The organism is Nocardioides mesophilus, assembly GCF_014395785.1.
Taxonomy (GTDB): Bacteria; Actinomycetota; Actinomycetes; order Propionibacteriales; family Nocardioidaceae; genus Nocardioides_B; species Nocardioides_B mesophilus.
Genome location: NZ_CP060713.1, coordinates 4099549 through 4121092, shown reverse-complemented (window position 1 = coordinate 4121092; position 21544 = coordinate 4099549). Strand labels below are relative to the sequence as shown.

Here is a 21544-nt window from a genome sequence, read left to right as displayed (position 1 = left end):
CCGGTGATCAGCTGCCGCCACAACTCCCGGTCACGGATCTTTCCCACGCAGCGCCCCGGACCCGATGAGACGTCGCGGGGAATCCGGGCGGCGGGTACGTCAGATTGCGCCCAGGTTGAGCCGCCGAGCTTCGTCGGCGGCACGTTCGGAGGCGTGGGCTCGGGTGTAGCGCACCAGCATGTCGGTGCGGGTCCAACCGGCGATGGCCATCAGCCCGGACTCGGATCCGCCGGCGGCGAGCCAGCGGTGCGCTGCGGTGTGCCGGAGCTTGTGGGGGTGGAAGCCGGTGATGCCGGCGAGCTGGGCGCGCCTGCGCAGCGCCCGGCTGAGGCCGTCGTAGCCGAACCGGGTTCCGCGTTCGCCGAGCCACAGCTCCGGGGAGTCGGCACATCGGTGGTGTGCGCGCAGCGTCAGGTAGGCGCGGAGCACCGCTCCTGTGGCTGGCCCGATGGGGATGACGCGGCCGCGGCCGCCCTTGCCGCGTTTGATGGTGACCCGCCCGGTGTCGAGGTCGACGTCATCGACCTGGAGGGCGATGGTCTCGCCGATGCGGATGCCGGTCTCGAACATCAGCCGGATGATCGCCTCATCGCGGCGGTGATGCAATGGCTCGTCGGCGCGATGGGACGGGGTGGTGCAGGTGGCGATCAGGGTGCGCAGCTCGTCGTCGGTCAGGGGCGTGACCAGCTTCTGGGTCTGCCTGGGCCCCTTGATCCCGGCGAACGGGTCGATCGGGACGTGTCCGGTGACGATCAGCCAGGCGACGAAGCGTCGGACGCCGAGCTGCCGGATCCGGGCGCTGCCGGGTGCCGCGCCGGCCTGCAGCATGTCGCTCATCCAGGCCGTCATCGTGGCGCGCGACAGCGGCGGCTCCCCCGCCAAACCGCACCAGGTCAGGTAGGTGCACACGCCGTGGGTGTAGGTGTCGATGGTGCCCGGGCTCTTCGCTTCGGCGCGCAGCGCGAGCTGCCACTGGGGCAGGAGCTCGTGGGCATCGTCGGTGGTGAACTGGGTGAGCTGAGTCAGTGGTTGGTCCATGCAGCCACCGCACCAAGGCCACGGGCTCGCCGTACCGGAAGCCGGGGCACCCGACGGCGTCGGGGCTCGGACCCAGCGGTGCCGAGCTACCGGGTACCCAGGAGCAGACCCGGTAGCAGCGGGCGTGCTCACCAGATCGCGTGGACACGGTCGTCGCGAGGGACGTCGCGATCGCGGCTGAGTCCGGTTAACCCGGCCCTAAGTGGACACATGATCAAGTCCCACAAACCTTTCAGGCGCGGAACCCGTAGGTTCCGCGCCTGAAATTCGTAGCGGGGGCAGGATTTGAACCTGCGACCTCTGGCTAAGAGCGCAAAACACAGCAAGCTCGATCGCAACCCGACCACCGACGTCACGCGGCAGCAGAGGTCTCCGCGACAGTCTCGCCCGGGCGGTCCCATGGGCACCCGCCGCTCGGCGTGACAGCTGCGATCGCTCCAGAAGGTCGATGAGGGGTCAATTCTCCACAGTCTGCGCGGTGAGGGCTGCACACCTTCAGTCACGAGGGCAAACCTGTCCTCGTGACCACGAAGGAGCACTCGATGAGTACCACCGTCGACACCAGCCACGAGAGCATGATCCTCACCATCGACGAGGCTGCGGCCTACCTTGCAATCCCGAAGGCGACGCTCTACACCTGGCGGACGCGCCGGGTTGGGTTCGGACCACGCGCCGTGAAGATGGGCGGTTGTCTGCGGTACCGACGCGCAGACCTTGACGCCTGGATCGTCGAGCACCTCGAGCCCGAAGAGGGTGAGTGAGCCATGGCCAGGCCCCCACTCCCCCTCGGTACCTGGGGGACCATCACCACCGAGAAGATCCGTGACGGCAGCTATCGAGCCCTGACCCGGTTCCGTGACACCGACGGCAATACTCGTCGCGTCACGGCGACTGGTCCGAGCAAGGCCGCTGCGGAGCGAGCGCTGCGAGATGTCCTAGGCACGCGCACCGCTCCAGCGGGTGAGTTCATCACGGCAGAGACCCGCCTGATCGATCTCGCGAAGCTGTGGATCACTGGTCTCGAGGCTGAAGGACGGATCGAGCAGACCACCATCAACGAGTACCGCCGGGTGCTGGACAACCTGGTGCTACCCAGTGTGGGCGGGCTGAAGCTCCGCGAGGCCACCACGGGTCGGCTGGACCGGCTCCTGCTGAGGTTGCGCGATCAGAGCGTGAACCGGCAACGCAAGGCCAAGGTCGTCCTCGGGGCCATGCTCGACCTCGCAGTCCGACACGACGCGATCCCGACGAACCCGGCCCGTGGGACAACTCGGGTTCACCGACCCAAGCATGAGACGAAGGCACTGCGGGTCGAGGACTTGATCGAGATCCGCGCTGCCGTTCGCCGGTGGGTCAACGCGGACCGCCCCGGACCCAAGGCCACCGGCGACATGGCCGACATCATCGACCTGATGCTCGCCACTGGTTGCCGCATCGGCGAGATCCTCGCACTGCGCTGGAGCGACCTGGACCTCAATGGCGACCTACCCATCCTCACGGTGTCAGGCACGATCAAGACCGAGACCGGAAAGGGCACGTATCGGAAGCCCACGCCGAAGTCGGAGGCCAGCCGGCGAACCGTGGTGCTCCCCCGGTTCGCTGCCGAGCTGCTCCGCGTGCGCCGGCAGTTCGCGACACTCAACGAGAACGACGCCGTCTTCGCCACCCGCAACGGCACGTGGCATCAGGTCGTCAACGTCGAGCGGCGGTGGCGGCAGATCCGCAAGGACACGGGCTTTGCGTGGGTTACCCCCCACACATTCCGCAGGACGGTGGCGACGCTGATCTCCGAGGCAACAACATCCGAGCTCGCCTCCCGCCAACTTGGCCACTCCTCGAGCCAGGTCACCCGAGACCACTACATCGCCAAGCCACCGGTTTCGGCCGACCTCTCCAAGGTCCTCGAGCGGCTCGCTGAGAGCGACGACGCGAGCTCGGATTCGTAGGCCGCGAAAGCGTTTACGACTAGTAAACGACCATTCTGAGGTTCCACGTCAAATCCGAAACTGCCTCTGATCTGCGTTTCCGCAGGTCAGAGGCAGTTTTTCGGTCGGGCTGACAGGATTTGAACCTGCGACCCCTTGACCCCCAGTCAAGTGCGCTACCAAGCTGCGCCACAGCCCGAAACCACCGTTGGACGCCAAGCGTTCAACGGCGAGTGGAACCCTACCGCAACGGACGGGCCCGGCCGAAACCCGGCCCTCCCGTCCGATCCGGGCCGCCCGGATCAGCGCTTGCGCTTCTCGCGGGGACGCTGCTGCAGGTGGATCGGGGTGCCCACGAAGCCGAACTCCTCGCGCAGCCGGCGCTCGATGTAGCGCATGTAGCCGGCCTCCAGGAGCGCAGAGGTGAACAGCACGAACGTCGGAGGCTCGGTCGACACCTGGGTGCCGAAGAGCACCTTCGGCTGCCTGCCGCCGCGCACCGGGTGCGGGTGCTCGGCGACGAGCCGACCGAGGAACGAGTTGAGCGCGCCGGTGCCGATGCGGGTCCCCCAGCCCTCGAGGGCCGCGTCCAGGACCGGGACGAGCTTGTCGACGTGCCAGCCGGTGCGCGCGGTGATGTTCACGCGAGGCGCCCACGGCACGCGGACGAGGTCCCGCTCGATCTCGCGCTCGAGGTAGTAACGGCGCTCCTCGTCGACGAGGTCCCACTTGTTGAACGCGATGACCAGCGCACGTCCGGCGTCCGCGACGTTGGTGATGATCCGGAGGTCCTGCTCGGAGATCGGCTGCGAGCCGTCGACCACCATCACGCAGACCTCGGCGCGCTCGATCGCGCCGCCGGTGCGCAGGCTCGCGTAGTACTCGTGGCCCGAGGCCTCCTTGACCCGCTTGCGGATGCCGGCGGTATCGATGAACCGCCAGGTCCTCCCGCCGAGCTGGACCAGCTCGTCGACCGGGTCCACGGTGGTGCCCGCGACGTCGTCGACGACGACCCGGTCCTCCTTGGCCAGCTTGTTCAGCAGCGAGGACTTGCCCACGTTCGGCTTGCCGACGATGGCGACGCGGCGCGGGCCGCCGACCTCGTTGAGGGACTCCGCCGGCGTCTCCGGGAGCGCCGCCAGGATCGCGTCGAGCATGTCGCCCGAGCCGCGCCCGTGCAGCGCCGAGACCGGGTACGGCTCGCCGAGACCGAGGTTCCACAGGCCGTGGGCCTCGGCCTCGGCCCGCTGGTCGTCGACCTTGTTCGCCGCGAGCACGACCGGCTTCCCGGACTTGCGGAGGATCTTCACCACGGCCTCGTCGACGTCGGTGATGCCGACGGTGGCGTCGACCACGAACAGGACCGCGTCGGCGATGTTGACGGCGACCTCGGCCTGGGCGGCGATCCGCTCGGCCAGGCCGCGGGCGTCCGGGTCCCAGCCGCCGGTGTCGACGACGGTGAACGCGCGGCCGCTCCAGTTGGCGTCGTAGGAGACACGGTCACGCGTGACGCCGGGGACGTCCTGCACGACCGCCTCGCGGCGGCCGATGATCCGGTTCACCAGCGTGGACTTGCCCACGTTCGGGCGGCCGACGACGGCCAGCACAGGGGTGGGGGTCGTGCTGCTCGGCCCGTCGGCGGGCTGCAGGGATTCGGTGGTCATGCTCGGGTCCTTCGTGGGACTCCGCGGGCGGCGCGGACGTCCTTCTCGGTGATCTGGGGCAGCGGTCCGGGCAGCTGATGGACCGGTGCACGCCTTGGCCTCAACCAGACGAACGGTGTATCTGTTCCGTCACAGGCCTCGGGCGCTGCTCCCAGTGTCCCGGAGTGCGAGACGACAGTCGAATCGGCGTCTCCGGCGGCGGGTCACCTGCGCTCCGCGAGCCGTCCCTCGCCGTCCGCCCGCTCCTCGACGAGCCGGACCACCTGGTCGACGACCTCCTCGAGGGTGAACGGGGTGGTGTCGATGTGATGCGCGTCGTCAGCCATCGCCAGCGGCGCGGTCACGCGCCCGGAGTCCAGCCGGTCACGGCGCGCCAGGTCGGCGTGGGTGGCCTCGACGGTGGTGCCGGTGAGCTCCGCCGTACGCCGGGCCGCACGCGCCCCGGGGTCGGCCGTCAGGTAGACCTTCACGGCCGCGTCGGGAGCGACCACCGTGCCGATGTCGCGGCCCTCGACGACGATCCCGCCGGCGCCGATGATGTCGCGCTGCTCGCGCAGCAGCCGGGCCCGGATCTCCGGCACCGCGCTGACCGCGCTGACCGCCCCGGTCACCTGGGCCGAACGGATCGGGCCGGCCACGTCGACGCCGTCGACGGTGATGCTCGGCGCCGCCGGGTCGGTGCCGGAGACCAGCACCGGCGCGTCGGCGAGCGCGGCGACCGCGGCCGCGTCCTCCACGTCGACGCCGCGCTGCAGCAGCCACCAGGTGATCGCCCGGAACATCGCCCCGGTGTCGAGGTAGCGCAGCCCCAGCCGGGCGGCGACACCGCGCGACGTGCTCGACTTCCCGGACCCCGACGGCCCGTCCATCGCCACCACGACGGTCTCGACACCCACTGTCCGGCCTGCCTCTCGCTCGTCTCGCTGCTGGCGCCGCCGGTCAGGCTGACCGGCCGGCAACCCGCCGTAGCCTACCGGTGGGCCGTCCAGCCCCGATCGGCCAGCGAGGACAGCAGGTGGTCGACGGCGTCCGCGGCGACGAGCAGCTCGACCAGACCGACCGGTCGGCCGGGGTCGTGGTCGATCCGCAGGTCCTCGATGTTGACCCCGATCTCCCCGGCGTCGGCGAGCAGCCGGGCCAGCTCGCCGGGATGGTCCGGGACCGCGACGTACACCGAGGTCTCCGGCCGCGTCGGGCCACCGTGCTTGCCGGGGATCACCGCCGTGCCGGCGACCCCGCGGTCGAGCAGCGTCGTGACCGCGTCCCGGTCCCCTGCCGCCAGCGCGGCCAGCAGGGTGTCCACGTCGGCGCGGACCTCCCTCAGCAGCTCGCTCAGCGCCGTCGCGTTGGCGGCGACGATCTGCCGCCACAGCGCCGGGTCGCCGGCGGCCACCCGGGTCACGTCGCGGACCCCCTGGCCGGACAGGGTCAGGTGCTCGGCGGGCGCGTCGGCGAGCCGCCCGGCGACCAGCGCGGCCAGCAGGTGCGGCAGGTGGGAGGTCCGGGCGACCGCGGCGTCGTGCTCCTGCGGGGTCAGCATCACCGGGGTCGCTCCGCAGGCGCGGGCCAGCGCGGCGACCGTCTGCACGGCCGCTGGGTCGGCGTCCGGGTGTGCGGCCACCGCCCAAGGTCGGCCGTCGAAGAGGGCGGCGGAGGCCGCGAACGGGCCCGAGCGCTCGCTGCCGGCCATCGGGTGGCTGCCGACGTAGCGGCTCAGCTCGGCGGTGTCGACCTGCGCGTGCACCGCGGCCAGGGGTTCGGCCTTGACGCTGCCCACGTCGGTGACCACGCCGGGGTGCTCGCGCAGCGCCCGGACCACCTCGGTCGCCAGGTGGTCCGGCGGGACCGCCACCACGACCAGCCGGGCTGCCGTCAGCTGCGCGGCGGTGAGGTTGGCGGCGCCGAGGCCGCTGGCGATCCGGAGGTTCTCCTCGCTGATGTCGCTGAGCGCCACGTCCACCCCGGTCCGGCGCAGCGCGAGCCCGATCGAGGTGCCGAGCAGGCCTGCGCCCACCACGAGCACCGGGCCGAGCGGCTCAGCGCTCATCGGGGACCTCGCGGACCCGCGACAGGTCGCGGCGCAGGTGCGCGGCGCCGTGCAGGTAGACGTGGGTGATGTCGGACTTCGGCAGGTCGGTCTCGACGTGCGCGAGCATCCGGACCACGCGCGGCATCGACCCCTCGATCTCGAGCTCGCGGGCGCAGATCAGCGGCACGTCGGAGAAGCCGAGCCGCCGGGCGGCGTACGCCGGGAACTCGGAGACCAGGTCGGAGGTGGCGGTGAAGATCACGCTGATGAAGTCGTCGACCTCGAGACCGTTGGAGCCCATCACGTCGGTGACCATCTCGGCGACCCGCTCGAGCATGTGCTCGCGCACGTCCTCCTCGAGCTGGGTCGCCCCGCGGACCGCTCGCACGCTCACTCGCCTCACCCCTCCGTCGTCGGCCACCGACCCTAGCCGCTCGGTGGTACGCCGCAGGCCCGGCCGGTCCCGCGTGGGACACGCCCCGGCGGGAGACTCAGAGCCGGGCGGCGTCGAGCAGGACGCCGAGCTCCTCGCGGGTCAGCTCGCGCAGCTCGCCGCTGCGCAGTCCCTGCAGCCGCACCGGCCCGATCGCGGTGCGGGTCAGCAGCCGGACCGGGTGGCCCACCTCGTCGAGCAGCCGGCGCACGATCCGGTTGCGCCCCTCGTGGATCACGAGCTCGACGATCGAGCGCTGCGGGTTGGCCTGCACCACCCGGCAGGCGCTCACCTCGACCGGCCCGTCCTCGAGGGTGACGCCGTCCAGCAGCCGCTTGACGGTGCCGCGGGCCACGTGACCGTCCACCTCGGCGACGTAGGTCTTCTGCAGCTCGTAGGAGGGGTGCGCGACGCGCTGGGCGAAGTCGCCGTCGTTGGTGAGCAGGATCAGGCCCTCGGTGTCGGTGTCGAGCCGGCCCACGTGGAACAGCCGCTCGGGTCGGTCTGCGACATAGTCGGAGAGGGTGCGTCGTCCTTCGGGGTCCGACATCGTGGAGACCACCCCGCGCGGCTTGTTGAGCACCAGGTAGACGTGCGGGCTCACCGGCGGCAGCCGGGCCCCGTCGACGCGGATCACCGCGGTCGTGGGGTCCACCTTGGTGCCGAGCCGGGTGACCACCTCGCCGTCGACCTCCACCAGGCCGGCGAGCATCAGCTCCTCGCACTTGCGGCGGCTCGCGACGCCGGACTGGGCCAGCAGCTTCTGCAGGCGGACCAGCCCGTCGGCGTCGACGGGGAGCGGCTCCTGGCTCATCCGGCCACCCCGTCCGCGACGACCGGGCCGGACGGCCCCGCCGGTCCGGGCCCGGGCGCCGGGTCCTCGTCGAAGTCGCCGAGGTCGGCCATGTCGGGCAGGAACGGGGCGAGCTCCGGCAGGTCGTCGAGCGAGGTCACCCCGATCCGCTCCAGGAAGTAGCCGGTGGTGCGGTACAGCGTCGCGGTGGTCTCCGAGTCGTGCCCGGCCTCGGCGACCAGCCCGCGTGCCATCAGCGTGCGCATCACGCCGTCCACGTTGACGCCGCGGATCGCGGACACCCGGGCGCGGCTGACCGGCTGCTTGTAGGCGACCACCGCCAGCGTCTCCAGAGCGGCCTGGGTCAGCCGGGCCTGCTGGCCGTCGAGCACGAAGCGTTCCACCACTGCGGCGTACTCCTCGCGGGTGTAGAACCGCCAGCCGCCCGCCACGTGCCGCAGGTCGAAGCCGCGACCCTGCCGGCGGTAGTCCTCCGCGAGCTCCTCCAGCGCCGCGACGACCTGCTCGGAGGGGTAGCCGACCGCGGTCGCCAGCGAGACGTGGTCCAGCGGCTGGTCGGCGACCATCAGCACCGCCTCCAGGGCGGGGCGCAGCTCGGCGATCGGCACCGCGAGGGTCTCCTCGGTCTCCTCGACCGGGTCGGGGGCCTCGGCCGGCTCCGGGGCCTCGGGGGCTGCCTCGGCCTGCGGGTGGTCCTGCTCGCTCACTGCTGCTCCTGCTGCTCGTCGTCGTGTCCTGCGGGCGGTCCGGCGGGCTCCGGCGGCGGTACGTCGTCAGCCGGGTCGGCCGCCTCCTCGGGCTCCGGGTCGTCGAACTCGTCGGTGATCTCGACCTCGCCGTCCTCGCTGCCGGTCCACCGGACGGTGAGCTCGCCGAGCGGGGTGACCTGGTCGAAGGAGACGACGCCCTCGCGGAACAGTTCCAGCAGCGCGAGGAACCGCGCCACCCGGGTCAAGGTGTCCGCCGCGTCGCCGGCCAGCGCCCGGAAGGTCATGGTGCCCTGGCGCCGGAGCCGGTCGACGACGATGCCGGCCTGCTCCTTGACGCTGACGGTGGCGGCATGGATGTGCGCCAGCGAGACCTCGAGCACCGGCTTGGGCTCCAGCGCCCGGGCCGCGAGTGCTGCGAACTCGTCGAGCCCGAGCCCGATCAGCACCTCGGGCAGCAGCGCGGCGAAGCGCTCCTCCAGCCCGACCGCCCGGGGGTGCCGGTGCAGCTCGCCGGCCATCCGCGTCTCCAGCACCGCGGCGACCTGCTTGAACGCGCGGTACTGCATCAGCCGGGCGAAGAGCAGGTCGCGCGCCTCCAGCAACGCCAGGTCCTCCTCGTCCTCGACGTCGCCCTGGGGCAGCAGCCGGGCCGCCTTCAGGTCCAGCAACGTGGAGGCGACGAGGAGGAACGACGAGGTCTGCTCGAGGTCCCAGGCGTCGCCGGCGAACTTGATGTGCGCGATGAACTCGTCGGTGACCTTGGAGAGCGCCACCTCGGTGATGTCGAGCTTGTGCTTCGCGATCAGGCTCAGGAGCAGGTCGAACGGGCCCTCGAAGTTCTCCAGCCGGACGGCGAACGCCGGGGCGGTCTCCCCGGCCCCGCCCTCGGGCGCGGCAGTGGTGTCGGTGCTCACCACTCAGTCCTGGGTCAACCGGCGGACCAGGGCGCTCTCGCCGCCCTGTTCCTCGAGGTCGGCGAGCACCATCGCCACCGCCTCGCGCACCAGCCGGCCGCGGTCGACCGCCAGGCCGTGCTCCCGTCGTAGCACCAGCCGGGCGTGCTCGAGGTCGAGCAGCTCGTCGGAGGTGACGTAGACGGTCATCTTCTCGTCGTGCCGGACCCGGCCGCTCGGGGTGCGCGGCTCCGGTGGCCCGGCCTGCTCCCCCGCGGCGTCCCCTCCCGCGTCAGCGGCCCGGTCGGGGACGACGGTGGGGCGGAACAGGTCGTCCGCGGCGGGGAGGCTCACCCGTCGAGGCACCGGGCCAGCACCTCCCTCGCCAGCTGGCGGTAGGCCTCCGCGCCGGCGGAGCTGCTGGCGTAGCTGGTGATCGGCTCGCCGGCCACCGTGGAGTCGGAGAACTTCACGGTGCGCCGGATCACGGTGTGGAACACGGTGTCGCCCCAGGCCTGGACCAGCCGCTCCATCACCTCGCGGCCGTGCAGCGTGCGGCCGTCGTACATCGTGCCCAGGACGCCGTCGATCTGCAGCTTCGGGTTCAGCCGCTCCTGCACCTTGTCGATGGTGGTCTTGAGCAGCGCTACTCCGCGCAGCGCGAAGTACTCGCACTCCAGTGGCACCAGCACGCCGTGCGCGGCCGTCAGCGCGTTGACGGTCAGCAGACCCAGCGACGGCTGGCAGTCGATCAGGATGACGTCGTAGTCCGAGAGCGCCGGAGCCAGCACCCGCTGCAGGGTCTGCTCGCGGGCCACCTCCTGCACCAGCTGGACCTCGGCGGCGGACAGGTCGATGTTGCTGGGCAGCAGGTCCATGCCCGGCACGTTGGTCTTGACGATCACGTCGTCGAGGGTGACGTCGCGCTGCATCAGCAGGTTGTAGATGGACAGGTCCATCTCGTGCGGGTTGAGGCCCAGGCCGACCGACAGGGACCCCTGCGGGTCGAAGTCGACGAGCAGCACCTTGCGGCCGTACTCGGCGAGCGCCGCACCGAGGTTGATCGTCGTGGTGGTCTTGCCCACTCCGCCCTTCTGGTTGCACATCGCGATCACGCGGGCGTTGCCGTGGATGCTGATCGGGCGCGGCTCGGGCAGCACCGGCATCGGGCGCCCGGTGGGGCCGAGCACCGGCTCGCCGTCCTGGACGGCGGTCTTGACGGCGGAGTCGGGCCGGGGGAAGGGCAGGGGGTCGCTCACGCGGTCGGGTTCTCCTCCGGCGGCTGACGGCGGGGGCGTCAGGGCCTGGCTGGGTCGGTACTGAGCGGGCCGGAGCAGAGGGGGCATCTCGGAGGCGCTGCTGCCGGACGGTCCTGCTCCGAAGTCGTTCACGCTGCTGCCTCCCTGCTGACCGGGATGCGCGCGGTGTCGATAGATCGACTGGTAAGCCTGTCGCGCGCAACGCCGCGACTCTATGTGGTCGTGTTCCCGAGCGACAACCGAACCCACGACCACGCTGACGATCCCAGTAAATCTGGGGACGGCCTGTGCGGTGCGCAGGCGCGCCGTGCACAGCCGCACCTGGTCCTGGGGACATCTCTGTGCACAACCGCGGCTCGTCCGGCGGCTGCGGCGGCGGCCGGGTGACTCAGGCCCGGGCCCGGGGGTGCGCGGTGGCGTAGACCTCGCGCAGCGAGTCCACCGTCACCAGCGTGTAGACCTGGGTGGTCGTCACCGAGGCGTGCCCGAGCAGCTCCTGCACGACGCGGACGTCGGCGCCGCCGTCGAGGAGGTGGGTGGCGAAGGAGTGCCGCAGGGTGTGCGGGGAGACCTCCGCGACGACCCCGGCGCGGTCCGCGGCACGGGTCAGCACCGTCCAGGCGCTCTGCCGGGACAGCCGGCCGCCGCGGGCGTTGAGGAAGAGCGCCGCGACGCCGGTGCCGACGCCGGCCAGCTCGGGCCGGCCGCGGACCAGGTAGGCGCTGACCGCCTCGCAGGCGAACGAGCCGATCGGCACCACCCGCTCCTTGCCACCCTTGCCGCGCAGCAGCACGGTGCCCTGCGCCGTCCCGTCGGTCCCGTCGAGGTCCAGGTCGTCCACGTCGAGACCGACCGCCTCCGAGATCCGGGCGCCGGTGCCGTAGAGGACCTCGAGCAGCGCCCGGTCCCGCAGCGCGAGCGCGGTGCCCGGCGCGCCCGCGGCCTCCAGGATCCGTTCGATGTCGGAGAGCGGCAGCGCCTTGGGCAACCGTCGCGCCGGCGCCGGAGGTCGGACGGCGGCCGACGGGTCGACCGTGCTGAGCCCCTCGCGCAGGGCGAACCGGTGGAACCCGCGCACCGCCACGACCGTCCGCGCCGCGGAGCCCGCGCTGAGCGGCGGATGGTCCGCGTCGCCCTCGCGCAACGCCCGCAGGAACGCGGTCACGACGGCCTCCTCGACCGCCGTCGGGTCGTGGATCCCCTGACCGGCCAGGAAGCCGACGTACCTGCGCAGGTCGCGGCGGTAGGAGGACAGCGTGTTGTCGGCCAGCCCGCGCTCCACCACGAGGTGGTCGAGGTAGGTGCGGACCGCCCGCTGCAGCCCCGAAGGGCCCGGCGGTCCGCTCCCGGCCTCGCTCACCTCAGCCCAGGACGGTGTCCAGCGACACCGCCGCGAGGCCGTGCGCCTCGGCCACCGGTGCGTTGGTCAGCTCGCCGGCGTGCACGTTGAGGCCGAGGGCCAGCGAGTGGTCGTCGCGGAGCGCCTTCTCCCAGCCCTTCTCCGCCAGCGCCACCGCGTAGGGCAGCGTCGCGTTGGTGAGCGCGTAGGTGGAGGTGTTCGGCACCGCACCGGGCATGTTGGCCACGCAGTAGAACACCGAGTCGTGGACCATGTATGTCGGGTCGGCGTGCGTGGTGGCGTGCGTGTCCTCGAAGCAGCCGCCTTGGTCGACGGCGATGTCGACGAGCACCGAGCCCGGCTTCATCCGCGAGACCAGGTCGTTGCTGACCAGCTTGGGGGCCTTGGCGCCGGGGATCAGCACCGCGCCGATGACCAGGTCGGCCTCCATCACCTGCTGCTGGATCGCCAGCTTCGAGGAGGCGAGCCCGTGCACCCGGTTGTTGTAGCGCCAGAACGACAGCCGCAGCTTGTCGAGGTCGGTGTCGAGCAGGGTGACGTCCGCCCCCATGCCGAGCGCGATGTTCGCGGCGTTCTGGCCGGCCACCCCGGCACCGATCACGACGACCTTGGCGTTCGCCACGCCACCGACCCCGCCCATCAGCACGCCACGGCCGCCCTGCGCCTTCATGAGCGAGTGCGCACCCACCTGGGGAGCGAGGCAGCCGGCGACCTCCGACATCGGGTAGAGCAGCGGCAGCGAGCCCGAGGGCAGCTGCACCGTCTCGTAGGCGATCGCGTTGACGCGACGCGCGAGCAGCTCCTCGGTCAGCGGCTTGTCCGCGGCCAGGTGCAGGTAGGTGAAGAGCGTCTGCCCCTCCCGCATCCGGTCGTACTCCTCGGCGACCGGCTCCTTGACCTTGAGCACCATCTCGGCGCTGCCCCAGACCTCGTCCGGGCTGGTCACCATGGTGGCGCCGGCGGCGACGTACTCGTCGTCGGGGATCAGGGACCCGGCGCCGGCGCCGGCCTCCACGTAGACGTCATGGCCGCGCTCGGTGAGCTCGTGCGCCCCCACCGGGGTGAGGGCCACGCGGTACTCGTGGTTCTTGACTTCCTTGGGCACGCCGATCTTCATCGACTTCTGTTCCTCTCGAGTGAGAAGTCGCCACGTCATCGGGGCGACCACGGCGAGTGTAGGGCTTCGCCGAGCCCGTGCTCGTGGCCGCCCGGGACTCACCCGGCGCTTCGCGCGGAATGTCCTCCGAGCACGTAGGTCATCACCGCATGACCCAGCGGACCGTCGGCCAGCCGGCCGTCGAGGAAGCCGGCGAGGAGCTCGGCGACCGGCACCCACTCGGAGGTCATGTCGGCCTCCTCGTGGTGCAGCTCGAAGCCGTCGCCGCGGTCCGGGGCCTCGCTGAGGTCCCGGGCGAGGAACAGCTCCAGCCGCTCGCTGGTCAGCCCCGGAGAGCTGTACGTCGTCAGCAGGTGCGTCCACTCCCCCGCGAGCAGCAGCGCCTCCTCGCGCAGCTCGCGCTCGGCGGCCACCCGCGGGTCCTCGTCGGGCTTGTCCAACAGCCCGGCCGGCAGCTCGACGAGTCGCTGGTGGACCGGGTGCCGGTACTGCCGCAGCACCAGCGCCCGCTCCTGCTCGTCCACGGCGAGCACCACCACGGCGCCGGGGTGCTCGAGCACCAGCCGGCCGAACCGCTCGTCGGGGTCGGCGGGCGCGGAGATCAGGTCCCGGCGTACCGAGAACGGCGCCTTGCCGTCCCAGATCTCCTCGACCTCGTGCACCGGCCACTGCTCGGGCCGGTCACGCAGGTCGCTCATGCCGGCTCGGCGGCAGCTGCGGCACGCCGCAGCGCGGTGTCGTCGATCTCGAGCCGCTGCTCGCGCTGCCGGTCGATGGCCGCTCCGACCAGCCCGCGAACAGCGGGTGCGGCCGCGTGGGCCGCGAGCGCAGCTCGGGGTGCGCCTGGGTGGCGACGTAGTAGGGATGCACCTCGCGGGGCAGCTCCACGAACTCGACCAGGTTGTTGTCCGGGGAGGTGCCGGAGAAGACCAGCCCGGCCGCCTCCAGACGCGGCCGGTAGCCGTTGTTGACCTCGTAGCGGTGCCGGTGCCGCTCGTCGATCTTGGCCTCGCCGTAGAGCTCGCGCACCAGCGAGCCCTCCTTCAGGGCGGCCGGGTAGAGCCCCAGGCGCATGGTGCCGCCCATGTCGCCCTCGCCGGAGACGATGTCGAGCTGCTCGGCCATCGTGGCGATCACCGGCTCCTCGCAGCCGGGGTTGAACTCGGTGGAGTCGGCGCCCTCGATGCCGGCCATGTGCCGGGCGTACTCGATCACCATGCACTGCAGGCCCAGGCAGAGCCCGAGCGTGGGGATCCCGTGGGCCCGGGCGTACTCCAGCGCGCCGACCTTGCCCTCGATGCCGCGGATGCCGAAGCCGCCGGGCACGCAGACGGCGTCCACCTCGGAGAGGTGCCGGGCCGCGCCCTCGCGGGTCTGGCACTCGTCGGAGGGCACCCAGACCAGGTTGACCTTGGCCTCGTGCGCGAAGCCGCCTGCCCGCAGCGCCTCCGCCACGGACAGGTAGGCGTCGGGCAGGTCGACGTACTTGCCGACCAGCGCGACCGTCACCTCCTCCGAGGGGTGGTGCACCCGGCGCAGCAGGTCGTCCCAGACCGTCCAGTCCACGTCGCGGAACGGCAGGTTCAGCCGGCGTACGACGTAGGCGTCGAGCCCCTCGGAGTGGAGCACCCGGGGGATGTCGTAGATCGAGGGCGCGTCGGTCGCGTTGACCACGGCCTCCTCGTCGACGTCGCACATCAGCGAGATCTTCCGCTTCATCGAGTCGGGGATCTCGCGGTCGGAGCGGCAGACGATCGCGTCGGGCTGGATGCCGATCGAACGCAGCGCCGCCACGGAGTGCTGGGTGGGCTTGGTCTTGAGCTCGCGCGAGGGGCCGATGTAAGGCACCAGCGAGACGTGCAGGAAGAAGCAGTTGTCCCGGCCGACGTCGTGCCGGACCTGACGGGCCGCCTCCAGGAACGGCAACGACTCGATGTCACCGACGGTGCCGCCGATCTCGGTGATCACCACGTCGACGTCGGGCCCGGCCATCGCGCGGATCCGTTCCTTGATCTCGTTGGTGATGTGCGGGATGACCTGGACGGTCTCGCCCAGGTAGGCGCCGCGACGCTCCTTGGCGATCACCTCGGAGTAGACCTGGCCGGTGGTGACGTTGGCGATCCCCTGCAGGTCGGTGTCCAGGAAACGCTCGTAGTGACCGATGTCGAGATCGGTCTCGGCGCCGTCGTTGGTCACGAAGACCTCGCCGTGCTGGAACGGGTTCATGGTGCCGGGGTCCACGTTGAGGTACGGGTCGAGCTTCTGCATCGTCACCCGTAGCCCGCGGGACTTCAGCAGGCTGCCCAGCGAGGAAGCGGTCAGCCCCTTGCCGAGCGAGGAGGCAACGCCTCCGGTGACGAAGACGTGCTTGGTCGGCTGCGGTGCGGCCAAGTGAACTCCCGTGGCGTCGAGGGGGTGGGTCGCTGGAGCGGCAATCGCAGGTCGGCTCGCGATCGAACGTCCACGGGGTTCGAGCCTACCAACCAATCCGGCCGTCGGTGCGAGCCACACCCCTCATCGGTGCGTCGGGGCGCGTCTCACTCGCCTCCGGTGGCTCCCGGCAGCGCCCCGTCGGCGGCGTCGACGGCACCGTAGTGACCGGTCTGGCCGTTGCTCTGCCCCACCAGCGCCATCACCGCGACGATGCGGCCGGCCTCGCGGCCCAGCACGTCCACGGTCGAGACCTCCTCGGCGGCGGCGACGTCGTCGCGGACCGCGCGGACGAGGCCGCCGGGGCGGGCCGACTGGAGCGGACCGGCGACGACGGTGCCGTCGGTGTTGGCGTCCACCGCGGAGATCAGCGTGGTGGCGATGCTGTTGCTGCCCTGACGCTGGTCGAGGGTGCCCTCACCGGGACCCGCGACGAACAGCACCAGGCTGCCGCGCTTGGTGAGATCGCCCTCCACCGAGATCAGCTCCGCGGTGGAGAGCCCGGCGAGGATGCTCTCCGCGGCCCCGTCGACCTCGGCGCCGTCGGGGGCGTCCTGGGTGCCGATGGCGCGGGCGATCAGGGCGCCGGCGCGCTCGTAGCCGCTGGCGTCGGGCGGCACGCTGACCCCGGAGGCACCGGCGAGCAGCTGGCTGCCGAGCTCGTCGACCAGCTGCTTCTGGTCCACGTCGAGCAGCTTCTCGCCGAAGCGCACCGTGCCGGCCACGCTGCCTCCCGCGGCGCTCACCATGTCGCTGAGCTGCGTCACCTCGGACTGGGAGGCGGTCGGCAGCGCCACCAGGGTCACGCTGCGGCCCTTGAGCGTGTCCCCGATCAGCCCGGGGGCGACCGCGGCGGCGAAGTCGTCGGCGAAGGCGTTGGCCTCCTTGAGGGAGGTGATCTCCTGCTGCAGCTGCGCCTTGACCTCCCGGTCGGCCTGCACCTGGTCGACGAGGGTGTTGTCCACCTCGCCCTTGAGCGGGCCGCCGCCGAGGGCGACGCCCACCGCCAGGGCGAGGAACACCGAGACGATGGAGACGATGTGGTAGCGAAACGAGATCAAGAGAACAGTCCTTGGATCCAGGAGACGAGGTCGTTCAGAGCGTCGAGCAGCGCGTCCCACCAGTCGGCGCCGACCGGCGTCGCGGCGAGCGCCACGGCCAGGGCGACCAGTCCGGCGAGCAGCACCACGGCCAGGTGCCACAGACGGACCCGGCCGGAGTAGAGCTGTTGGACGGCCTTGGCGTCGACCAGCTGGGGACCGATCCGCAGCCGGGTGAGGAAGGTGCTGGCGAGCCCGGACCGCTGGCGGTCGAGGAACTCGTCGAGGGTCGCGTGGGTGCCGACCGCGATCACCAGCGATCCGCCGGCGCTGTCGGCCAGCAGCAGCGCGGCGTCCTCGGTCGTGCCCGAGGTGCCGAGCGAGCGGGTGCGGACGCCGATCCGCTCCAGCCGGTCGCTGCCCATGGCGCGCCCGGAGGCATCGGTGTGCAGCACGACGTCCCGGGCCATCTTCAACGCCTTGTCCGAGACGGTCTGGCCCTGGTCGCCGCCGGTGTTGCTCTGGGCGAGACCGTCCTCGCCGACCACGACCACGTCGGGACGGTGGCCCGCGGCGACCAGCGCGTCGGCACCGGCGTCGACCCCGACCAGCACCGGCCGTTGCTCGCGGATGAAGCGTCGCAGCCGGCGCAGGTCCTCGCGGTAGTCGTAGCCGCGCACCACCACCACGACCGGACGGCCGTGGACGCGGGTGGTCAGCGTCGGCACCCCTTGGCCGTGCAGCAGCAGGTCCTGCTCGCGGCGCAGGAACTCGGTCGTGTTGTGGGTGAAGCTCTGCAGCTGGGTCGCGAGGCCACCGCGGGCCTCCTCCATCTGGGCGGCGAGCTTCTCCGGGGTGAGCGCCCGTCCGGTGGCCACCAGCTCCTCGCCGGCGAACACCCGACCGTCGTGGACGCGCAGGGTGCTGCCGTCGCGGATCTCCTTCAACGCGTCGGCACCGACCTCGTCGACCATCACCACCCCGGCCTGGGCCAGCAGATCCGGCCCGAGGTTCGGGTACCGCCCGGAGATCAGGGAGGCGGCGTCCACCACCGCGGCGGCACCGGCGTCACGCAGCGCCTCGGCGTGGGCTCGGTCGAGGTCCAGGTGGTCGATGACGGCGATGTCGCCGGGTCGGATCCGCCGGGTCACGGCCTGGGTGCGGCGGTCGACGCGGGCGGTGCCGGTGATCCCGGGCAGGCTCGCGTGGGGCGTCTGGCGGGAGGGGAACTTCATGGCGCCGCCAGCATGACACGCGCGGCCAACGGTTCCGCGGACCTCGGCGGCGTGCCCCGGCGACCCTTGGGGCGCGGGCGCGTGCCGCCGGTCACACCGGCCGCGACTCCTGGGCGGTGGCCAGCAGCTCCTCGGCGTGCGCGAGGGCGGTGTCGGAGTCCTCGAGCCCGGCGAGCATCCGGGAGAGCTCGCGGACCCGGCTGGCGTCGTCGAGCGTGGACAGGCCCGAGGTGGTGACCGTCCCGTCGCTGCTCTTGCGCACCACGACGTGCTGGTCGGCGAAGGCGGCGACCTGCGGCAGGTGGGTGACCACCAGCACCTGGGCGTGCCGGGCGAGGATCGACAGCCGGCGCCCGACCTCGACGGCAGCCTTGCCGCCGACACCGGCGTCGACCTCGTCGAAGACGAAGGTCGGCACCGGGTTGCTCGCCGCCAGCGCGACCTCGACGGCCAGCATCACCCGGGACAGCTCGCCACCGCTGGCGCCCTTGCCCAGCGGCCTGGGCTCGGCACCGGGGTTGGCGGCCAGCAGCAGCTCGACCTCGTCGACGCCGCTGGGACCGAACCGCAGGGTGCGCCCCTCGACGGGCAGGCCGTCCTCGCCGTCGAGCTGGGTGACCCGCACGGTGACCGCGGCGTGCGGCATCGCCAGCGCGGTGAGCTCCTCGGTGACGACCGCACCGAGCCGGCCGGCGGCCTCGGTGCGGATCGCGGAGAGCCGGGCAGCGGTCCCGGCCAGGCTGCTCCGCAGCTCCTCACGTCGGCCGCGGAGCTCCTCGATCCGCTCGTCGGTGCCGTCGAGGTCGTTCAGCCGGGCGGCGCCGGCCTCGGCCCAGGCGAGGACCTCCTCGAGGGTGTCGCCGTACTTGCGGGTCAGCGCGGTCAGGGCGGCGCGACGTTCGGAGACGGCCGCCAGCCGGGCCGGGTCGGTGTCGATGCCGGCGGCGTACGACGCCACGTCGGCCGCCACGTCGGCCAGCAGGTAGCTGACCTCGGCCAGCCGGTCCGCCAGGCCGGCGACCTCCGGGTCGTGCTCGCGGACCCCGTCGAGCAGGCGCCGCGCGGCGGAGACCGCCCCGAGCGCGTCGGGGCCGCTCTCCTCGGCCGAGAGCGCCTCGCGTGCCTGCTCGGCGGCGGCGCGCAGGGTGTCGGCGTAGCCCAGCCGCGACTCCTCCGCGGCGAGCTCGTCCTCCTCCCCCGCCCGGGGTGCCACCGCCTCGACCTCAACGAGCCCGAAGCGCAGCAGGTCGGCCTCCCGGGCCCGCTCACGCGCCGACTCGACCACCTCGGTGAGCTCGCGCTCGGTCTCGCGCAGCCGGCGGAAGCCGACGGCGTACTCGGCCCGCGCCGCGGCGGCGTCCGGTCCGGCGAACCGGTCCAGGTTCTCGCGCTGCGCCGCCGGCTGCAGCAACCGGTGCTGGTCGGACTGCCCGTGCACGGCGACCAGCGGGTCGATCAGGGCAGCCAGCGCCCCGACCGGGCAGGAGGCGCCGCCGACGAAGGCACGGGAACGGCCCTCGGCCGAGATCTGCCGGGCCACCACGAGCGCGCCGTCGTCGATCTCGCCGCCGACCTTGTCGACCTCGGCGGTCAGCCCGTCGGCCCAGGCCGCGCCGTGCGCGACCCGGACCAGGCCTTCCACCCGCGCCGCGCGGGCGCCGGTGCGGACCGAGCCGGCGTCCGCGCGGGCGCCGAGCAGCAGCCCGAGGGCGGTCACGACCATGGTCTTGCCGGCCCCGGTCTCACCGGTGATCGCGGTGAAGCCGGGCCCGAGCTCGAGCACCGACTCCTCGATCACGCCGAGGCCGCGGATCCGGATCTCCTCAAGCATCCAGGCCTCCCCCGCGGCGCCGGCGCTCCGCGGCGCCGCGCCACCCGGTGACCGGCAGGTCGAACTTGGCGACCAGCCGATCGGTGAACGGTGCCTGGTGCAGCCGCGCGAGCCGGACCGGCTGGCGATGGCGGCGCACCTCGATCCGGGCGCCGGGCGGCAGCTCGACGGTGCGGCGGCCGTCGCACCAGAGCACCCCGGCGCCCTCGTTGCGCTCGAGCACCTCGACGGCCAGCACCGAGGTCGGCGAGACCACCAGCGGTCGCGCGAACAGCGCGTGCGCGCTGATCGGCACCATCAGCAACGCCTCGACGTCGGGCCACACGATCGGGCCGCCGGCGCTGAAGTTGTAGGCGGTGGAGCCGGTCGGCGTCGCGCACACCACGCCGTCGCAGCCCCACCGGGAGAGCGGTCGGCCGTCGATCTCCACGACGACCTCCAGCATCCGCTCGCGGGCCGCCTTCTCGACGCTGGCCTCGTTGAGCGCCCAGGTCGTCGCCACCAGCTCCTTGTCGCGGAAGACCCGGACGTCGAGGGTGAGCCGCTCCTCGGCGGCGTAGCGGCGGTTGACCACCGCGCTGATCGTGGACTCGACGTCGTCGTGCTCGGCCTCGGCGAGGAAGCCGACGTGCCCCAGGTTGACGCCCAGCAGCGGGGTGCCGTGCTCCCGGGTGATCTCGGCCGCGCGCAACAGCGTGCCGTCGCCGCCGAAGACCACCGCGATCTCGCAGTCGGCGGCAGCGTCGTCCACGGAACCGGCCCGCTCGACGCCGGGGACGTCGACGTCCACTGCCTCGTCGGCGAGCAGCCGCACCGCCAGGCCGTGCCCGATCACCGCCTTGCAGAACCGGGATGCGACCTCACGCGCGTCGGCGCGCCCGGTGTGCGCGATGACCAGGACGCGCCGACCTTCGTTGTCCCTCACCGTTCCACCTTCTCATCCGGCGCGCCCGGTGCCGGCGTACGACGGACCTCCGCCTCGATCTCCTCGGGGCCGACGACCACGTCGGTGTCGCGACGCAGCCAGACGAAGAACTCCACGTTGCCCGAGGGGCCGGGCAGCGGGCTGGTGGTGACCGCCCGGCAGGACCAGCCCCGGCCGGAGGCAGCCGCGACCACCGAGCTGACCGCGTCGGCCCGGAGCGCCAGGTCCCGCACCACGCCGCCCTTGCCGACCCGCTCGCGGCCGACCTCGAACTGCGGCTTGACCATCAGGACCAGGTCGCCGCCGGGCCGGGTCACCCTGATCAGCGGATCGAGGACCAGCTCGAGGCTGATGAACGAGAGGTCGCCGACCACGAGCTCGACCGGCTCCCCCACCAGGTCCGGCTGGAGGTCGCGGATGTTGGTGCGGTCGTGGACGACGACGCGCGGGTCCTGCTGCAGCGACCAGGCGAGCTGGCCGTAGCCGACGTCCACGGCGACCACCTCGGCCGCGCCTGCCCGCAGCAGCACGTCGGTGAAGCCGCCGGTGGAGGCTCCCGCGTCGAGGCACCGCCGGCCCCGGACGGTGAGGCCCGCGTCGGCGAAGACGCTGAGGGCACCGGCGAGCTTGTGGCCGCCGCGGGAGACGTAGTCGGGGCGGTCCGGGTCCTCGGTCACCAGCAGGGCCACGTCGGTGGTCACCCCGGTCGCGGGCTTGGTGGCCCGTGCTCCGCCGACCCGGACCCGGCCGGCGCTGATCAGCTCGCTGGCATGCTCACGTGACCGGGCCAGACCGCGGCGGACCAGCTCGGCGTCCAGACGGAGGCGACGGGGAGGCATCG

At 72.4% G+C, this 21544-nt stretch carries 20 protein-coding genes, 1 tRNA gene and 1 pseudogene; 2 read left to right on the top strand and 20 right to left on the bottom strand.

The window, feature by feature from the left end; all coding sequences use genetic code 11:
* Positions 1 to 99: 99 nt before the first annotated feature.
* On the bottom strand, positions 100 to 1038 hold the full coding sequence (locus H9L09_RS19665) for a tyrosine-type recombinase/integrase (RefSeq protein ID WP_187578476.1): 939 nt from the start codon (positions 1036 to 1038) through the stop codon (positions 100 to 102).
* Positions 1039 to 1580: 542 nt separating this feature from the next.
* On the opposite strand from H9L09_RS19665, the gene H9L09_RS19660 reads away from it, so the two are divergent.
* Positions 1581 to 1799, top strand: coding sequence for a helix-turn-helix transcriptional regulator (locus H9L09_RS19660; RefSeq protein WP_187578475.1), 219 nt, complete (start codon positions 1581 to 1583; stop codon positions 1797 to 1799).
* A gap of 3 nt (positions 1800 to 1802) precedes the next feature.
* Positions 1803 to 2984: a tyrosine-type recombinase/integrase gene (locus H9L09_RS19655; protein ID WP_187578474.1), complete on the top strand. Its 1182-nt coding sequence runs from the start codon at positions 1803 to 1805 to the stop codon at positions 2982 to 2984.
* Positions 2985 to 3088: 104 nt separating this feature from the next.
* Here the strand turns inward: H9L09_RS19655 and H9L09_RS19650 are convergent.
* From H9L09_RS19650 to H9L09_RS19560, 19 genes and pseudogenes are all read right to left on the bottom strand, one after another.
* Positions 3089 to 3162: transfer RNA gene (locus tag H9L09_RS19650), tRNA-Pro, on the bottom strand.
* 103 nt (positions 3163 to 3265) lie between these two features.
* Positions 3266 to 4627 carry a ribosome biogenesis GTPase Der gene (gene der, locus H9L09_RS19645; RefSeq protein WP_187578473.1) on the bottom strand — a complete coding sequence of 454 codons (1362 nt, stop codon included), beginning with the start codon at positions 4625 to 4627 and terminating at the stop codon, positions 3266 to 3268.
* Positions 4628 to 4830: 203 nt separating this feature from the next.
* The gene (cmk, locus tag H9L09_RS19640) at positions 4831 to 5523 is read right to left on the bottom strand and encodes a (d)CMP kinase (RefSeq protein WP_343065147.1); all 693 of its coding nucleotides are present in this window, start codon (positions 5521 to 5523) and stop codon (positions 4831 to 4833) included.
* 74 nt (positions 5524 to 5597) lie between these two features.
* Positions 5598 to 6674: a prephenate dehydrogenase gene (locus tag H9L09_RS19635; protein ID WP_187578472.1), complete on the bottom strand. Its 1077-nt coding sequence runs from the start codon at positions 6672 to 6674 to the stop codon at positions 5598 to 5600.
* Positions 6664 to 7050: a chorismate mutase gene (gene aroH / locus H9L09_RS19630; RefSeq protein WP_187578471.1), complete on the bottom strand. Its 387-nt coding sequence runs from the start codon at positions 7048 to 7050 to the stop codon at positions 6664 to 6666. Before aroH ends, H9L09_RS19635 begins: the two co-directional genes overlap by 11 nt.
* A gap of 97 nt (positions 7051 to 7147) precedes the next feature.
* Positions 7148 to 7903: a pseudouridine synthase gene (locus H9L09_RS19625; protein WP_187578470.1), complete on the bottom strand. Its 756-nt coding sequence runs from the start codon at positions 7901 to 7903 to the stop codon at positions 7148 to 7150.
* A complete protein-coding gene (scpB, locus tag H9L09_RS19620; RefSeq protein WP_187578469.1) occupies positions 7900 to 8610 on the bottom strand; it encodes an SMC-Scp complex subunit ScpB in 711 nt (236 codons plus the stop codon). Before scpB ends, H9L09_RS19625 begins: the two co-directional genes overlap by 4 nt.
* Positions 8607 to 9527, bottom strand: a complete 921-nt coding sequence (locus H9L09_RS19615; RefSeq protein ID WP_187578468.1) for a segregation and condensation protein A — start codon at positions 9525 to 9527, stop codon at positions 8607 to 8609. The genes scpB and H9L09_RS19615 overlap by 4 nt, the downstream gene beginning before the upstream one ends.
* 3 nt (positions 9528 to 9530) lie before the next feature.
* Complete coding sequence (locus tag H9L09_RS19610; RefSeq protein WP_187578467.1) at positions 9531 to 9872, bottom strand: hypothetical protein; 342 nt, start codon at positions 9870 to 9872, stop codon at positions 9531 to 9533.
* A complete protein-coding gene (locus tag H9L09_RS19605; RefSeq protein ID WP_246456123.1) occupies positions 9857 to 10765 on the bottom strand; it encodes a ParA family protein in 909 nt (302 codons plus the stop codon). Before H9L09_RS19605 ends, H9L09_RS19610 begins: the two co-directional genes overlap by 16 nt.
* A 388-nt stretch (positions 10766 to 11153) precedes the next feature.
* Complete coding sequence (locus tag H9L09_RS19600) at positions 11154 to 12086, bottom strand: site-specific tyrosine recombinase XerD (protein WP_484549417.1); 933 nt, start codon at positions 12084 to 12086, stop codon at positions 11154 to 11156.
* A gap of 40 nt (positions 12087 to 12126) precedes the next feature.
* Positions 12127 to 13242 carry an alanine dehydrogenase gene (gene ald / locus H9L09_RS19595; RefSeq protein ID WP_187578465.1) on the bottom strand — a complete coding sequence of 372 codons (1116 nt, stop codon included), beginning with the start codon at positions 13240 to 13242 and terminating at the stop codon, positions 12127 to 12129.
* A 98-nt stretch (positions 13243 to 13340) separates the two neighbouring features.
* Entirely contained in the window at positions 13341 to 13940 is a 600-nt protein-coding gene (locus H9L09_RS19590; RefSeq protein ID WP_187578464.1) for an NUDIX domain-containing protein, read from the bottom strand.
* Positions 13937 to 15633 (bottom strand): annotated as a pseudogene (gene pyrG, locus H9L09_RS19585) (CTP synthase). Before pyrG ends, H9L09_RS19590 begins: the two are co-directional and overlap by 4 nt.
* Before the next feature lie 146 nt (positions 15634 to 15779).
* Positions 15780 to 16733, bottom strand: a complete 954-nt coding sequence (locus H9L09_RS19580; RefSeq protein WP_187578462.1) for a copper transporter — start codon at positions 16731 to 16733, stop codon at positions 15780 to 15782.
* A complete protein-coding gene (gene steA, locus H9L09_RS19575) occupies positions 16730 to 17947 on the bottom strand; it encodes a putative cytokinetic ring protein SteA (protein WP_187578461.1) in 1218 nt (405 codons plus the stop codon). Before steA ends, H9L09_RS19580 begins: the two co-directional genes overlap by 4 nt.
* Positions 17948 to 18038: 91 nt before the next feature.
* A complete protein-coding gene (recN, locus tag H9L09_RS19570) occupies positions 18039 to 19778 on the bottom strand; it encodes a DNA repair protein RecN (protein ID WP_187578460.1) in 1740 nt (579 codons plus the stop codon).
* Positions 19771 to 20703, bottom strand: coding sequence for an NAD kinase (locus tag H9L09_RS19565; RefSeq protein WP_187578459.1), 933 nt, complete (start codon positions 20701 to 20703; stop codon positions 19771 to 19773). Before H9L09_RS19565 ends, recN begins: the two co-directional genes overlap by 8 nt.
* Positions 20700 to 21542: a TlyA family RNA methyltransferase gene (locus tag H9L09_RS19560; protein ID WP_187578458.1), complete on the bottom strand. Its 843-nt coding sequence runs from the start codon at positions 21540 to 21542 to the stop codon at positions 20700 to 20702. The genes H9L09_RS19565 and H9L09_RS19560 overlap by 4 nt, the downstream gene beginning before the upstream one ends.
* Between the last annotated feature and the right edge of the window lie 2 nt (positions 21543 to 21544).

Excerpts from the sequence above, each read along its gene's own strand:
- H9L09_RS19665 (WP_187578476.1), bottom strand. The coding sequence starts at position 1,038 with ATGGACCAACCACTGACTCAGCTCACCCAGTTCACCACCGACGATGCC.
- H9L09_RS19660 (WP_187578475.1), top strand. The coding sequence starts at position 1,581 with ATGAGTACCACCGTCGACACCAGCCACGAGAGCATGATCCTCACCATC.
- H9L09_RS19655 (WP_187578474.1), top strand. The coding sequence starts at position 1,803 with ATGGCCAGGCCCCCACTCCCCCTCGGTACCTGGGGGACCATCACCACC.
- der (WP_187578473.1), bottom strand. The coding sequence starts at position 4,627 with ATGACCACCGAATCCCTGCAGCCCGCCGACGGGCCGAGCAGCACGACC.
- H9L09_RS19635 (WP_187578472.1), bottom strand. The coding sequence starts at position 6,674 with ATGAGCGCTGAGCCGCTCGGCCCGGTGCTCGTGGTGGGCGCAGGCCTG.
- H9L09_RS19625 (WP_187578470.1), bottom strand. The coding sequence starts at position 7,903 with ATGAGCCAGGAGCCGCTCCCCGTCGACGCCGACGGGCTGGTCCGCCTG.
- ald (WP_187578465.1), bottom strand. The coding sequence starts at position 13,242 with ATGAAGATCGGCGTGCCCAAGGAAGTCAAGAACCACGAGTACCGCGTG.
- H9L09_RS19590 (WP_187578464.1), bottom strand. The coding sequence starts at position 13,940 with ATGAGCGACCTGCGTGACCGGCCCGAGCAGTGGCCGGTGCACGAGGTC.
- steA (WP_187578461.1), bottom strand. The coding sequence starts at position 17,947 with ATGAAGTTCCCCTCCCGCCAGACGCCCCACGCGAGCCTGCCCGGGATC.
- recN (WP_187578460.1), bottom strand. The coding sequence starts at position 19,778 with ATGCTTGAGGAGATCCGGATCCGCGGCCTCGGCGTGATCGAGGAGTCG.
- H9L09_RS19560 (WP_187578458.1), bottom strand. The coding sequence starts at position 21,542 with ATGCCTCCCCGTCGCCTCCGTCTGGACGCCGAGCTGGTCCGCCGCGGT.